Genomic DNA, 14,170 nt, shown 5'->3' with positions numbered 1-14,170 from the left:
CCCTTCTGCGACGGACCATTGAGACTTCGCACGGGCCGGGGGCGGCGCATCGGCCGCCCTCTGACCACTCTTCAAGTTTCCCACCCGGCACTGACAATCGATCGGTTCGCGAGGGCGCGGCCTATGAGCACACCGGGCCACGGGTACGTAAGCTGTGCGACGTCGAACGGACCGGTCAGCGGCGGAGTGGGGAAGGCCCCACCAGAGGTAGGGGACGGACATGGCGATGATGCGGCTCCGGCGCGAGGACCCGCGTGTCGTCGGCTCGTTCAGGCTTCACCGGCGGCTCGGAGCGGGCGGCATGGGGGTCGTCTACCTGGGCTCCGACCGGCGGGGGCAGCGCGTCGCGCTGAAGGTCATCCGGCCGGATCTGGCGGAGGATCAGGAGTTCCGGTCGCGTTTCGCGCGCGAGGTCTCTGCCGCGCGACGGATTCGCGGCGGCTGTACGGCCCGGCTGGTCGCGGCCGACCTGGAGGCGGACCGGCCCTGGTTCGCGACCCAGTACGTACCCGGCCCCTCGCTGCACGACAAGGTGGGCGAGGAGGGGCCGCTGATCGCCTCCGAGGTGGCCTCCATCGGCGCGGCGCTGTCGGAGGGCCTGCTGGCGGTGCACGAGGCCGGTGTCGTCCACCGCGACCTCAAGCCGTCGAACATCCTCCTGTCCCCCAAGGGCCCGCGGATCATCGACTTCGGCATCGCCTGGGCGACCGGGGCGAGCACCCTCACGCACGTCGGCACGGCCGTCGGCTCCCCCGGCTTCCTCGCCCCCGAGCAGGTGCGCGGCGCGGCGGTCACCCCGGCCACGGACGTGTTCGCATTGGGGGCCACGCTGGCGTACGCCGCGACCGCTGACTCCCCCTTCGGACAGGGCAGTTCCGAGGTCATGCTGTATCGCGTGGTCCACGAGGAGCCGCAGCTGTACGGCGTGCCGGACGCTCTCGCGCCGCTGGTGCGGGCCTGCCTCGCCAAGGATCCCGAGGAGCGCCCCAGCACGCTCCAGCTCTCCATGCGGCTCAAGGAGATCGCGGCCCGGGAGGCGCAGGGCGTCGGCGACGCACGCCCGCCGCATCCCCGCGCCGATCACGACCGGCCCACGGGGCGGCTCGCCGAGCGGTACGTCGACCAGGAGACCGAGCGGGGGCGTACGCCGGGCACGCCCGCGCCGCGCGCGCACGCCCCGCGCTCCTCCGCCCCGCGGCCGGGCTCCCGGCCCTCGGCGGGGCGCAGTACGACGCGTTCCGGCGGGCGTACGAACGGGCGGCCCGGAACGAGGCCGGGGACCAGGACCACGTCCGCCGGGCGGCGTCCGGCCAACCCCAGGCTGCTGCGGCAGCGCCTCGTCGTCTTCGTCGTGGTGACGCTGCTGGTGGCCCTCGGGATCGCCGCGGCGCAGGGGTGTCAGGGACCGGCGAGGAGTCTGGGCGTCCCCACCGACGTGGACCGGCGGCCGGACCAGGACGGCCCGCGGCTCCTGTGAACCCCGGGCGCGCCCCTGGGGGCGCCGGTCAGGAGCGCGGGCGGCCCGTCGCCACCGCGTAGAAGGCGACCGCGGCGGCCGCACCGACGTTCAGCGAGTCCACCCCGTGCGCCATCGGGATGCGTACCCACTCGTCGGCGGCGACGAGCGCCTGCCGGGACAGGCCGTCGCCCTCCGCGCCGAGCATCAGGGCCACCCGGTCCAGGCGGTGCGGAGCCGCCTCGTCGATGACCGTGGCCTTCTCGTCCGGCGTCAGCGCGAGCAGCTTGAAGCCCGCCTCCCGTACCTGCTCCAGGTCCTTGGGCCAGGACTCCAGGCGGGCGTACGGCACCGAGAAGACCGCGCCCATCGAGACCTTGACCGACCTGCGGTAGAGCGGGTCGGCGCTGTCCGGGGACAGCAGCACGGCGTCCATGCCGAGCGCGGCGGCGCTGCGGAAGATCGCGCCGATGTTGGTGTGGTCGTTGACCGCTTCCATGACCACGACCCGGCGCGTGGACGCGAGCAGCTCCGCGGCCGTCGGGAGCGGCTTGCGCTGCATCGAGGCGAGGGCGCCGCGGTGCACGTGGTACCCGGTGACGCGCTCGGCGAGGTCCGGGCTCACGGCGTACACCGGGGCCGGGACCTCGTCGATGACGTCGCGCATGACGTCGACCCACTTGGCGGACAGCAGCATCGACCGCATCTCGTACCCGGCGTGCTTGGCCCGCCGGATGACCTTCTCGCCCTCGGCGATGAAGAGGCCCTCGGCGGGTTCGCGCCTGCGCCGGAGTTCGACGTCGGTCAGGCCCGTGTAGTCGCTCAGGCGCGGGTCGTCGGGGTCGTCGATGGTGATGAGATCGGCCACAGGGTGATACTGCCTTGTCCTGGATGCGGTGTGAACGGGTGGGGCGGCGGTTCGGTTACCGGAGGTTACCGCTCGTTCGGCGGCGCGGCCTGGGCCGGGCCTGCCTCCGGGGAGTGCGCCGGTCCTGCCTCCTGGGGGTTCACGGTGACGACCTCGCCGATGACGATCACCGCGGGCGGGCGTACGTCCTCGGCCCTGGCCCTCCGCGCGACCGTCGCGAGCGTCGCGTCCACGCGGCGCTGGGTGGCCATCGTGCCCTCCTGGATGATCGCCACGGGGGTTTCGGGCGAGCGGCCGTACGCCGTCAGGGCCTCGGCGATCGCGCCGATCCGCTCGACGGCCATGAGGAGTACGAGCGTGCCGCGCAGGCCCGCGACCGCCTTCCAGTCGACGAGGGAGCGCGGATCCTCGGGGGCGACGTGGCCGCTGATCACCGTGAACTCGTGCGCCACGCCCCGGTGGGTGACGGGGATGCCGGCCGCGCCGGGCACGCTGATGGAGCTGGAGATGCCGGGGACCACGGTGCACGGGATGCCGGCCTCGGCGAGCGCCTGCGCTTCCTCCATGCCGCGGCCGAAGACGAACGGGTCGCCGCCCTTGAGGCGTACGACGGCCTTGCCCGCCTTGGCGTGCTCGATGAGCGCGTTGTTGATGGCCTCCTGGGCCATGAAGCGGCCGTACGGGATCTTCGCGGCGTCGATCACCTCGACGTGCGGCGGGAGTTCGTCGAGGAGGTCGCGCGGGCCGAGGCGGTCCGCGATGACGACGTCGGCCTCGGCGAGGAGGCGGCGGCCGCGCACCGTGATCAGGTCCGGGTCGCCGGGACCGCCGCCGACAAGGGCAACGCCGGCGGTACGGGTGCGGTGGTGCGGGGCTACGAGGGTGCCGTCACGCAGGCCCTCGACGATGGCGTCGCGTACGGCGGCGGTGCGGCGGGGGTCGGGGCCTCCGCTGGTGAGGACGGCCACGGTCACGCCCTCGGAGCGGCCGGTGGCGGGCGTCCAGGCGGTGGCCGCTTCGGCGTCGTCGGAGCGCACGCACCAGGTGCGGGTACGTTCCGCCTCGGCGGAGGCTGCGGCGTTGGCGGCGGTGTCGGTGGACGCGATCAGGGCGTACCAGGCTTCCGCCAGGTCTCCCTCGGCGTACGGGCGGCGCTCCCAGCGGATCTCGCCGGCTTCCGCCATCGCCTCCACGGAGGGGGTGGCGGACGGAGACACGAGGACGATGTCGGCGCCGGTCGCGATGAGCGCCGGGAGACGGCGCTGGGCGACCTGGCCGCCGCCGATGACGACTACGCGCCGGCCGGCGAGGCGGAGTCCGACGGGGTAGGCGGGGTACGAATCGCCTGCGGCGGCGTGCGGCGCTGTCATGGCGTGCGGCTCCTCGGGGCGGGGAGGTGGGTGCGGCTTGCGGCTCTGCCGGTGTGCGGCGTGGGGGCCTTGCGCCGCTGCGACGGTGAAGCGGCTGGTGGGAGGGGTTCGAGCCCCCGCCAATACCTTACGGGCCGGGGGCTTCGGGGTCACCGGCGGCCGGGGGGCAGGGCGGGTGGCTTCGGGGCATTGCCGACGGGGTGGGCCGGGGTGCTGCGGGGGGCGGTTGCTGCCCGGGGCCGGGAAGCGGTGGGGCGGTTGCTGCGGGGGCGGGAGGCGGTGGGGCGGGCTGCGGGGCCTCGGCTCGCGGACGGGATCGGTGCCGCGTCGCGGCGTCTCCTCGGGTGCCGAACGTTCGGGCACGGGGATCGTTGGGGGCGTGTCGCGTTCGACACCCTGCGGGGAGCGCCCCGACACATCCCCTCCCGGCGCCGTGAGAGGCGGGCCTGCCCCGCCACGGGCTGCGAGAGGCATGCGGGGCGTGTGACACCGCTCGTTCCCACCCTGCGCGTAGCTCCCCGACACGCCCCTCGCGTCACTGCGAGCGGGCCAGGCCCGGCCGTGGACTGCGATCGGCATGCTGGGGCGTGGTGCCGCTCTCCTCGGCCGGGTGGAGGGGGCGGTGGTGTCGGTGGCGGGCGAGGGTAGCGGTGTGCCCCCCGCGGTGGAGCGCGGGGGGCACGGGCCGGCCGGGGTGCGGTTACTTCTCCGTGACTCCTGCCGAGTCGAACGTCGCCACCTCGTGCATCGCGCGCGCCGCGCTCTGCACCACCGGCAGCGCCAGGAGGGCGCCCGTGCCCTCGCCGAGACGCAGGTCCAGGTCGACCAGGGGGCGCAGGCCCAGCTTGTTGAGGGCGGCCACGTGGCCCGGTTCCGCGCTGCGGTGGCCCGCGATGCAGGCCGCCAGCGCCTCGGGGGCGATGGCGCGGGCCACCAGCGCGGCCGCTCCCGCGCTGACGCCGTCGAGGATCACCGGCGTACGCAGCGACGCTCCGCCGAGCAGGAAGCCGACCAGCGCCGCGTGCTCCAGGCCGCCGACCGCCGCCAGGACGCCGATCGGGTCCGACGGATCCGGCTGGTGCAGTTCGAGGGCACGGCGTACGACGTCGACCTTGCGGGCGTGCATCTCGTCGTTGATGCCCGTACCGCGGCCGGTGATCTCAGCCGGGTCCAGGCCCGTGTAGACGGCGATCAGGGCTGCCGAGACCGTGGTGTTGGCGATGCCCATCTCACCGGTGACCAGCGCCTTGTTGCCCGCCGCCACCAGATCGCGCGCCGTTTCGATGCCCACCTCGATCGCGGCGAGCACCTCCTCGTGGGTGAGCGCCTGACCCGTGGTGAAGTCCGCCGTTCCCGCGCGCACCTTGCGGGGCAACAGGCCCGGGGTGGAAGGGAGTTCGCCGGCCACGCCGACGTCCACCACACAGACCTCCGCGCCCACCTGGCTCGCGAAGGCGTTGCAGACCGCGCCGCCGCCGAGGATGTTGGCGACCATCTGGGAGGTCACTTCCTGCGGCCAGGCCGTGACTCCCTGGGCGTGGACGCCGTGGTCACCGGCGAAGATCGCGACGGCCGCGGGCTCGGGGATCGGCGGCGGACACATCCGGGACAGGCCGCTGAGCTGCGCCGAGATGATCTCCAGCATGCCGAGCGCACCGGCCGGCTTGGTCATGCGCTTCTGGCGTTCCCACGCCTCGCCGAGCGCCTTGGCGTCCAGCGGGCGGATGTTGGAGACCGTCTCCTGGAGAAGGTCGTGCGGCTCCTCGCCGGGCAGCGCGCGGCGGCCGTACGTCTCCTCGTGGACGACCCAGGAGAGCGGGCGGCGCTTGGACCAGCCCGCCTGCATCAGCTCGGGCTCCTCCGGGAACTCGTCGACGTAGCCGACGCAGAGGTACGCGACGACTTCGAGGTGCTCGGGCAGGCCCAGGGCGCGGACCATCTCCCGCTCGTCGAAGAAACTGACCCAGCCGACGCCCAGTCCCTCGGCGCGGGCCGCGAGCCACAGGTTCTCGACCGCGAGCGCGGAGGAGTACGGCGCCATCTGCGGCTGTGTGTGGCGGCCCAGGGTGTGCCGGCCGCCGCGGGTCGGGTCGGCGGTGACGACGATGTTCACCGGGGTGTCGAGGATGGCCTCGATCTTCAGTTCCTTGAACTGCTTCGCCCGGCCCTTGGGCAGCGACTTGGCGTACGCGTCGCGCTGGCGGACCGCCAGTTCGTGCATCGTCCGGCGCGTCTCGGCGGAGCGGATGACCACGAAGTCCCACGGCTGGGAGTGGCCGACGCTCGGCGCGGTGTGCGCGGCTTCCAGGACGCGCAGCAGGACCTCGTGCGGGATGGGGTCGCCGCGGAAGCCGTTGCGGATGTCGCGCCGCTCCCGCATGACCCGCAGGACCGCCTCGCGCTCGGCGTCGTCGTACCCGGGCGCCGGTGCGGAGGCCGAGGCCGGGGCAGAGGGGGCGGCTGCCGCAGGCTCCTGTGGTGTGGGCTCGGGGGTGGGCGTGGGCTGAGGCGCTGCTTCCGGCTCGGGGGTGGCGGCGCTCGCCGGGGCGGGCTCGGCCACCGGCTCCGGCTCCTGCTGTACGGGCAGCTCCGCTGCGGGGCCGCCGTCGCGCGGGGCGGGCACCAGGACGGGAGCGGGGGCTTCCGCCACCGGCTCCGCGTCGGCGAGGGCGGGGAAGGTGTCGGTGGCCGGGGCGGCCGGCTGCTCCGGGATCGGAGTTGTCTCCGGCTGCGGTTCCGGCTGCGACTGCGGATCGACGGCTGCTGCGGCCGGTTCGAGGGCCGACTCCGGCGCTGCCTGGGGCGCTTCCGGCTCGGGCTCCTGCGCTGCCTCGGGCGCCTCGGGCTCGGGGGCGGCAACGATCGCCGGCTCGGGCTCCGGCTCGGGAGCCGTCGCCTCAGCCGGTACGGGCTCGGGGGCCGGCGCGGGCTGCGCTTCGGGCTCGGGGGCCGCCTCGGGGGCGACAGCGAGCGGGGTCGCGTCCGTCACCGGCTCGGCCGGCTCCGCGACCGGCGCCGCGACGACGAGCGGCTCGGCCGGGACGAAGTCGGCGGCGGGCTGGGGCTCCTGAGCCGGCAGCGGCTGCTGGGGTTCGGGCTGCTGCTCCGCCTCGAACTGCTGGGGTTCGGGCTGCTGCTCCGCCTCGGGCTGCTCGGGTTCGGGCTGCTGAGGTTCCGGAGTGGCCGGGGCCGTGACGACCGGCTCGGGTGCCGCCGGCTCCACGACAGCGACCGGCTCCGGGGTCACCGGCTCCGGCGCGGCCGGGGCGGGCGCGGGCTCCTCCGGGACGGGCGTGGGCGCGGGCGCCGGAACCGGCTCCGCGGCCTGGGCCGGCGGTTGCGGAGTGGCAGCCTCCGGAACGACCGTTTCTGCTGGGGTCTCCTGGGGTGCCTGGGACTCCTGAGGCTGAGGCCATGAGGTTGCGGCCTGCGACGGAATCATGCCGAGCTGCGGCCCGGGCAGCGCGGCCGCCTCGGCGCTCGGAATGTCCAGGTACTCCGGTCCGGCGACCGGCGGAGCCGGCTGCCGCACGGGCGCCGGGCTCTGCGGCATCACGGGTGCGCTCGTCGCGCCCGCCGCGGGTCCCCGGTCGGCCAGCGACCGTACGACGCCGCCGGTCGCGTCGGGCACCGGCGGGCCGAGGTGGAGGGGACGCCGCGCGGGCGCCGGCGCCTGCGCCACCGCGGCCGCCGGCTGCGGCGTACGAACGGCGCTGAGGTCCACGGAGCCGGAGTCGCGGCCACCGGTCTCGTGCGCGCCGGGCGCGTCCGTCCCGCTCTCGGGCCGGGGCAGCGGCTGCGGCACGCTCAGCGGCTCGGCGCCACCGGCCGCGGGCTCGGCCTGCGGGGCCTCGGCGGCCTGTTCCACCGCCTCGGGGGTCCGCACCGCGTGCTGCGGCACCTGCTGTATCTGCGGCGGCACCTGCGTCTGGGACTGCGGCGGCGGTACGACCTGCGGGTCGCTCCACGCGCCCTGCGCGCCCGGCATCAGCAGCAGGTCGTCGTCCTCGGCAGCGCTCTCGGAGGGTTCGAGGAAGGTGTACGCGTCCGGAGCGGGGATGCCCGGCTGCGCCACCATGCCTGCGTCCTCCGGCAGTCCCTCGCCCGGGACCCGGCCGGTGTCAGTCATGCGTACCCCTCGCCCATCGCTTGTGCTCCTTCGGCCTTCGCCCGGGACGCCCGCTCGCGGCACGTCCGACACTCGCTGCAACAACAACGAGCGTCCCCGTCGCGCGGCACGAAAGCCCCGTCGACACCATGCATTCTCGCGGCCGTTCGCCGCCAGGGCGGGAAGTCCCGCCACGGCCCGCTGTGGGCTGCGCCACGTTGCGCGCCCCCGGCTGCGCCGTACCACACAGAGCTCCAAAACGGGCCCTTTTTCCGGACATTGGCGAACGAAGCGCCGAACGCCCGGCTGCGGTACAACGATCGGCCAGCCTACCCCGCGCCCTGCGGCGGCATCATCACGGGGCGCGGTCCTGGACACCGGTCCCCCGGGTTCACCTGGACGCTTCGCGCCGTTCCTGGACACCGGAGAGCAGGAAGACCACCGAGCGGTCGCGTTCCGACCAGGCGTGGGTGTCGAGTTCGACGGACTGGAGCAGCGCGCACTCGACGGCGTAGCCGCCCTCGGTGAGCGCCCGGCCGATCGCCTCCGCCTCGTCGCGTGTGGACGCGTGCGTCACGATGCGTTCGGGCCTGCGGTCCGCGCAGGCGGAGACGACGGGCACTCCGCCGCCCCCGATGCGGACGACGTCGGGCTCGGGCAGGTTCTCCAGAACGTACGGCGCCCGCCCGTGCACGACCTGGAGCTGTACGCCGAAACGCCGGGCGGCGGCCGTCGTACGGCCGCACGCGTCCGGGTCGGCGTCGACGGCGATGACCGCCGCGCCGAATCTCGCCGCCTCCACGGCGAGGGCGCCGCTGCCCGAGCCGATGTCCCAGACCAGGTCGCCGGTGCGCGGTCCGAGGCGGGCCAGCTGGGCGGCCCGCAGTCCGGCCCACTCGCCCTCTCCGGCCGGCGTGCGGTCCGGCCGGGCGTCGTCTCCGTCGGCGTACGCGCTCGCGGGCAGCGCCCAGCCCCGTACGGCGGGCGGGTAGCCGGAGTCGCGGCCGCCGATCCAGCCGCCTCCCGCGCCGCCGGGACCGCCGGGGCCGCCCAGACCGGCGGCGGAGACGGGGCCGGCGCTGCCTCCGATGACGATGACGACGTTGGGGTCGCGCCAGGCGTGGTCGGCGGCCTTGTCGGACGTGAGGACGGTGACCTGCTCACGGGCCGTGCCCAGCTCCTCGCAGATCACGAAGGTGCGGTGGACCCCTTCGAGCAGCAGGGCGAGTTCGGCGGGGCCGGCGCCCGGCGACGTGAGCACCGCGACCTTGGGGTACGCGCGGCACACGTTGACGGCGCGGCGCAGCGTACGGCTGTGGGCGACGACGATCTGGGCGTCGTCCCAGGGCATCCCGGCGCGGGCGAAGGCGGTGGCCACCGAGGAGACGGCGGGCACGACCTCGACCTCCAGGCCGTGCTGGGGCGCGCGCAGGGTGCGGACGACCCCGAAGAAGCCCGGGTCCCCGTCGGCGAGGACGACCGCCGTACCCCGGTGCCCGGCGATGCGGCGGGCGGCGAGTTCGACGCTCCCGAGGCGGATGCGCTCGGCGCCCGGCGGCACTTCGGGGAGCGCCAGATGGTGTCCGGCGCCCGCGACGAGGGTGGCGGCCGCGAGGGCGGACCTGGCCGCGGCGGTGAGCGGCGATCCGTCCCAGCCGATCACCGTGACCCGGTCGGCCATCCTTGTCAGTCTCCTGAAGTCGTCGCTGGTGGATGCGGTGGGTGGGGTGGCAGTGGCTGCTGTTGCGGCGGCGGGCAGGGTGAGCGTATCCGGTACGGACCAGGACGGCCCCGGGCGGGCGGTCAGTTCCAGTCGTTGTACGCGCCGTAACCGCCCGCGTCGGCCATCCGGTCGGCCACGCCTTCGAGGTCCTCGGGCAGCAGGCTCCACACGATCAGATCCGTGCGGATGTCGGTCCAGCCGCCGTCCGTGCCGTTCTCGGTCCGGGTGCGCGCTATCCAGGCGTTACGCAGGACGCCCTCGCTGATGCAGCCGATCTTCTGGGCGACCTGCTGGGAAGCGGTGTTGTCGGCGGCGGTGCGCAGTTCGAGGCGCTCGAACCGCTGGTCCCGGAAGATCCACTGGGCGACGGCGAGCACGGCCTCGGTGGCGTACCCCTCGCCGCGCGCCCACGGCGCCGTCACGTAGGCGACCTCGGTGGCGCGCGTGCGCCAGTCGGTGTGCCGCAGGTGGACGGTCCCGACGAGCCGCTGGGTGAGGAACTCGGTGACGGCGAAGGCGATCCCCCGGCCCTGGGTGCGCTCAGCAGGAGCGATCCTGCGGACCCAGCGCTCGGCGTCGAGTGTGGTGTAGGGGTGGGGCGCGGCGGTCCAGGCGATGACCATCTCGTCGCTCATCATCTCGGTCAGCGCGGGGATGTCCGACTCGTCGAAGGGGCGCAGCACCAGCCGGTCCGTGCTGATGGAGATGTCCGGGAAGGTGGTAGTCATGCTCAGCTCCATGCCGTGGACCGTCGTGAGGGACGTAAAGGCACAGCATGCAGCATCATCGCCGCCGTGTGCATGGCCGGGTGGCGGCGCTCCGGGTGCGCGAAGGCCCCGCGCGGCCCGTGGGGGGCCGGCGGGGCCTTCGTGCACAAGGACCGTACGGGCGTCAGGACTTGGCGCCGAAGGCCGGCACGATCGAGCCGGCGTACTCGTCCTCGATGAACTTCTTGACCTCGGCGGAGTTGAGCAGCTTGGCCAGCTTCTCGACCCGGGCGTCCTTCTCGTTGCCCTTCTTGACCGCGAGGAAGTTGGCGTACGGGTTGCCTTCGGCCTTCTCGATCGCCAGCGAGTCCTTGGCGGGCGAGAGGTCGGCCTCGATGGCGTAGTTGCCGTTGATGACCGCCGCGTCGACGTCGTTCAGGGCGCGGGGCAGCGTGGCCGCCTCCAGCTCCTTGAACTCAAGGCCCTTCTTGTCCTTGATGTCGCTCAGCTTGGCGTCCTGGCCCGCGCCGTCCTCCAGCGTGATCAGGCCGTTGTCCGCGAGCAGCTTGAGCGCGCGGCCCTCGTTGGTGGTGTCGTTGGGAACCGCGACCGTCTGGCCGGGCTTGATGTCCTTGAGGTCCTCGGCCTTCTTGGAGTAGAGGGCCAGCGGCTCCAGGTGGACGTCGGCGACGGGCACGATGGTGGTGCCCTTCTTCTTGTTGAAGTCGTCGAGGTACGGCTTGTGCTGGAAGAAGTTGGCGTCGACCTCGCCGCTCTGGGTGGCGGTGTTCGGCAGGACGTAGTCCGTGAACTCCCGGATCTCGAGCTTCAGGCCGGCCTTCGCCGCCAGGTTGTCCTTGACGTAGTTCAGGATGTCGGCGTGCGGCGTCGGGGACGCGGCGACGACGAGCGCCTTGGACGCGTCGGCCTTGCCGCCCGACTCGGTCTTGGCGCCCGGGTCGGAGGCCGTGCCGCAGGCGGTGAGGCCGAGGGCGAGGGCGGCGGAGGCGGCGGCAGCGGCGGTGATCTTGATGTTCTTACGCACGAAAAGTGCCTCTTTCTGGGTGTTGCGGTGGTGTCGCCCGGACAAGGAGTGCGGGCTTGCTTGGGTCAGGAAGTACGGGGGGCGCGCTAGGAGGCGGTACGTCCGCGGCGCGCGAGGAGCCGGATCACGCCGTCGCCGATGAGCTGCACGAGCGTCACGAGGGCGACCAGGATGACCACGGTGACCAGCATGAAGTCGGTCTCGAAGCGCTGGTATCCGTAGGTCACGGCCTTGCTGCCGAGTCCCTCGCCGCCGACCGCGCCCGCCATCGCCGAGTAGCCGACGAGCACGATCACGGTGGTGGTGATGCCGGAGATCAGGGACGGCAGCGACTGCGGCAGCAGCACCTTGAAGACGACGGTGGGTACGCCGCCGCCCATGGCCTGGACCGCCTCGACCAGTCCGTGGTCGACCTCGCGGATCGCGGTCTCGACGAGGCGGGCGAAGAAGGGGATGGCGCCGATGGCGAGCGGCACGATCATCGCGCTGGGGCCGATGAACGTACCGACCACGAGCGTGGTGAAGGGGATGAGGGCGATCAGCAGGATGATGAACGGCAGCGAGCGGCCGATGTTCACGATCACGCCGACGACCTTGTTGACCGCCACGTTCTGGAGCAGTCCGCCCTTGTCCGTGAGGACGAGCAGGATGCCGAGCGGCAGGCCGCCGGCGACCGACACGACGGTGGACCACAGCACCATGTAGAGCGTGTCGATGGTTCCCTGCGTCAGCAGGGGCTGCATCTCCGACCAGTTCACTTGGCACCTTCCTTCACCAGGGCGGCGGCGGTCTGCGCCGGTACGTTCGCTGGGCCGTCGACGACCTCGACCTGCAGCCCCTGCTCGCGCAGGAAGCCGACGGGGACGACGTTCTCCTCGTACCGTCCGGGCAGCTCGATGCGCATCCGGCCGATCTGCTTGCCCGCGACGGTGTCCATCGCGGCGCCCAGGATCGAGATGTCGATGTTGTACGTGCGCGAGAGCTGGGAGATCACCGGCTGCGTCGCGGCCTCGCCGTGGAAGGTGACGTCGATGACGGTGCGGCCGGGGCCCGAGGCCTGGCCGCCCACCGGGAAGAGTTCCTGGGCCAGCTCGGAGCCGGGTGTCGCCAGGAGCTCGCTCACCGTGCCGGACTCGACGATCCGGCCCTTCTTCATCAGCGCGGCCGAGTCGCAGATCGTCTTGACGACGTCCATCTCGTGCGTGATGAGCAGGACGGTCAGGCCGAGCTGCCGGTTGAGGTCGCGCAGGAGCTGGAGGATCGAGCGGGTGGTCTCGGGGTCGAGGGCCGAGGTGGCCTCGTCGGAGAGCAGCACCTTGGGGTCGCCGGCCAGGGCGCGGGCGATGCCGACGCGCTGCTTCTGGCCGCCGGAGAGCTGGGCGGGGTAGGCCCTGGCCTTGTCGGCGAGGCCGACCAGGTCGAGCAGTTCCAGCGCCTTGCGGGAGCGTTCCTGTCCGGATACGCCGAGGATCTCCAGCGGCAGTTCGACGTTGTCCTGCACGGTGCGCGAGGACAGCAGGTTGAAGTGCTGGAAGACCATGCCGATGCGGCTGCGCGCCTGGCGCAGTTCCTTGCCGGCGCGGCGGCCCCGGCCGGCGAGCGCGGTGAGGTCCTGGCCGTCGACGGTCACCGTGCCGGCGGTGGGCCGCTCCAGCAGGTTGACGCAGCGGATGAGGGAGGACTTGCCGGCGCCGCTCTGGCCGATGACTCCGTACACCTCGCCCTCACGGACGTGCAGGTCGACGCCGTCCAGGGCGGTGACCTCGCGGCCACGCGATGGATAGACCTTGGTGAGGCCCGTAGTGGTGATCACAGGGTTTCCGTCACTGTCGAGTGCGCGGCGAGGTGTCCGCCGGGCACGGGGCATGTCGTCTTGTGGACGTGGCACGGCTGGGTCGGTGGGTACCGGAGGCAACGCGTGCGCGGGGCAGGCGGGCCCGGTCCGTGGAGTACGTACGCACTCGATGGACGCGGGGCGCGGCTGTCGGGGTCTCGCTTCGGGGCGCGAGGCTCAGGCAGGGGCCCTCAGAAGGCGCACATTCGACACATACAACGAGCACCGGGCGTCATCGTCGCCTCGGTCGCAAGGGTGCGGCTGCTCGTCGTGGTCATGCGGATGAGTAAACCAGACGTGCGTACGCATCGATCGACGCCGTCCGAATAGCGGACATCTTTGTCTCGCCATCGGACCCTGTTGTGTCGCTGTCAGTGAGCGACGACGATCCGCACACCGTCGCCCGTGGCCTGCGCCGACACCGCCGAGAGGTCGGGCACGACGATGTCGGCGACCAGCTCGGAGGGTGCGTGGGTTGTGGCCAACGCCACGGTTCTCATGCCCGCCGCGCGGCCGGCGGCGAGCCCGGCGGGGGCGTCCTCGAACACCACGCAGCGCGCCGGGTCCACGCCGAGCCTGCGGGCCGCCGTCAGGTACGGCTCCGGGTCGGGCTTGCCGCGGGTGATGTCGTCCGCGGCGATCATGGTCTTGGGAAGGATGCCGGCTTCGGCCAGGCGCGCCTCGGCGAGCCTGCGGGTGGCGGAGGTGACGACGGCCCAGCGGTCGGCGGGAAGGCTCGCGAGCAGCTCGGCGGTTCCCGGGAGCAGCACGACCGCGCCGGGCCCGGTCACGTCCTCGACCTCCAGCTGCTCGATACGGGCCACCGCGCCCGGCACCACGTCGGGCGGCAGGAGGTCGGCGGCGATCTCGGCGGCGGGGCGTCCGTGCAGTTCCACGGCGGCGAACCGCTGCGCCGATATGCCGTACTCCGCCGCCCAGCGGGTCCAGCAGCGGATCACCGACTCCAGGGAGGACAGGAGTGTTCCGTCGTTGTCGAACAGGAGGGCGTCGGCGTCGATCTTCATGGGGACCGACCCTAAGCCCACCCGTTGTCGCGGG

The 14,170-nt window shown here is 73.3% G+C and carries 10 protein-coding genes; 1 reads left to right on the top strand and 9 read right to left on the bottom strand.

Going from position 1 to position 14,170, the window contains the following annotated elements:
- Nucleotides 1–220: 220 nt before the first annotated feature.
- Complete coding sequence (locus IE185_RS05895) at nucleotides 221–1,477, top strand: serine/threonine-protein kinase (protein WP_138898722.1); 1,257 nt, start codon at nucleotides 221–223, stop codon at nucleotides 1,475–1,477.
- A 28-nt stretch (nucleotides 1,478–1,505) separates the two neighbouring features.
- Here IE185_RS05895 and IE185_RS05890 read toward each other — a convergent pair whose 3' ends face one another.
- The 9 genes from IE185_RS05890 to IE185_RS05850 form a co-directional block, all read right to left on the bottom strand.
- Nucleotides 1,506–2,324, bottom strand: coding sequence for a TrmH family RNA methyltransferase (locus tag IE185_RS05890; RefSeq protein ID WP_138898721.1), 819 nt, complete (start codon nucleotides 2,322–2,324; stop codon nucleotides 1,506–1,508).
- A 65-nt stretch (nucleotides 2,325–2,389) separates the two neighbouring features.
- The gene (gene cobA, locus IE185_RS05885) at nucleotides 2,390–3,694 is read right to left on the bottom strand and encodes a uroporphyrinogen-III C-methyltransferase (protein ID WP_189714757.1); all 1,305 of its coding nucleotides are present in this window, start codon (nucleotides 3,692–3,694) and stop codon (nucleotides 2,390–2,392) included.
- Between the two features lie 700 nt (nucleotides 3,695–4,394).
- Entirely contained in the window at nucleotides 4,395–7,823 is a 3,429-nt protein-coding gene (cobT, locus tag IE185_RS05880) for a nicotinate-nucleotide--dimethylbenzimidazole phosphoribosyltransferase (RefSeq protein ID WP_189714755.1), read from the bottom strand.
- Between the two features lie 370 nt (nucleotides 7,824–8,193).
- On the bottom strand, nucleotides 8,194–9,483 hold the full coding sequence (cbiE, locus tag IE185_RS05875) for a precorrin-6y C5,15-methyltransferase (decarboxylating) subunit CbiE (protein ID WP_138896898.1): 1,290 nt from the start codon (nucleotides 9,481–9,483) through the stop codon (nucleotides 8,194–8,196).
- Between the two features lie 122 nt (nucleotides 9,484–9,605).
- Nucleotides 9,606–10,253, bottom strand: coding sequence for a GNAT family N-acetyltransferase (locus IE185_RS05870; protein ID WP_189714753.1), 648 nt, complete (start codon nucleotides 10,251–10,253; stop codon nucleotides 9,606–9,608).
- 163 nt (nucleotides 10,254–10,416) lie between these two features.
- Entirely contained in the window at nucleotides 10,417–11,277 is an 861-nt protein-coding gene (locus IE185_RS05865) for a MetQ/NlpA family ABC transporter substrate-binding protein (protein WP_138896900.1), read from the bottom strand.
- A gap of 86 nt (nucleotides 11,278–11,363) precedes the next feature.
- Complete coding sequence (locus IE185_RS05860; RefSeq protein ID WP_138896901.1) at nucleotides 11,364–12,035, bottom strand: methionine ABC transporter permease; 672 nt, start codon at nucleotides 12,033–12,035, stop codon at nucleotides 11,364–11,366.
- Nucleotides 12,032–13,090 carry a methionine ABC transporter ATP-binding protein gene (locus IE185_RS05855; protein ID WP_138896902.1) on the bottom strand — a complete coding sequence of 353 codons (1,059 nt, stop codon included), beginning with the start codon at nucleotides 13,088–13,090 and terminating at the stop codon, nucleotides 12,032–12,034. Before IE185_RS05855 ends, IE185_RS05860 begins: the two co-directional genes overlap by 4 nt.
- A 392-nt stretch (nucleotides 13,091–13,482) precedes the next feature.
- Complete coding sequence (locus IE185_RS05850) at nucleotides 13,483–14,136, bottom strand: HAD-IA family hydrolase (protein ID WP_138896903.1); 654 nt, start codon at nucleotides 14,134–14,136, stop codon at nucleotides 13,483–13,485.
- Nucleotides 14,137–14,170: the final 34 nt, after the last annotated feature.

The sequence above is a fragment of the Streptomyces chryseus genome (assembly GCF_014650755.1).
Taxonomy (GTDB): Bacteria; Actinomycetota; Actinomycetes; order Streptomycetales; family Streptomycetaceae; genus Streptomyces; species Streptomyces chryseus.
This window is presented reverse-complemented; position numbering and strand designations above follow the sequence as displayed.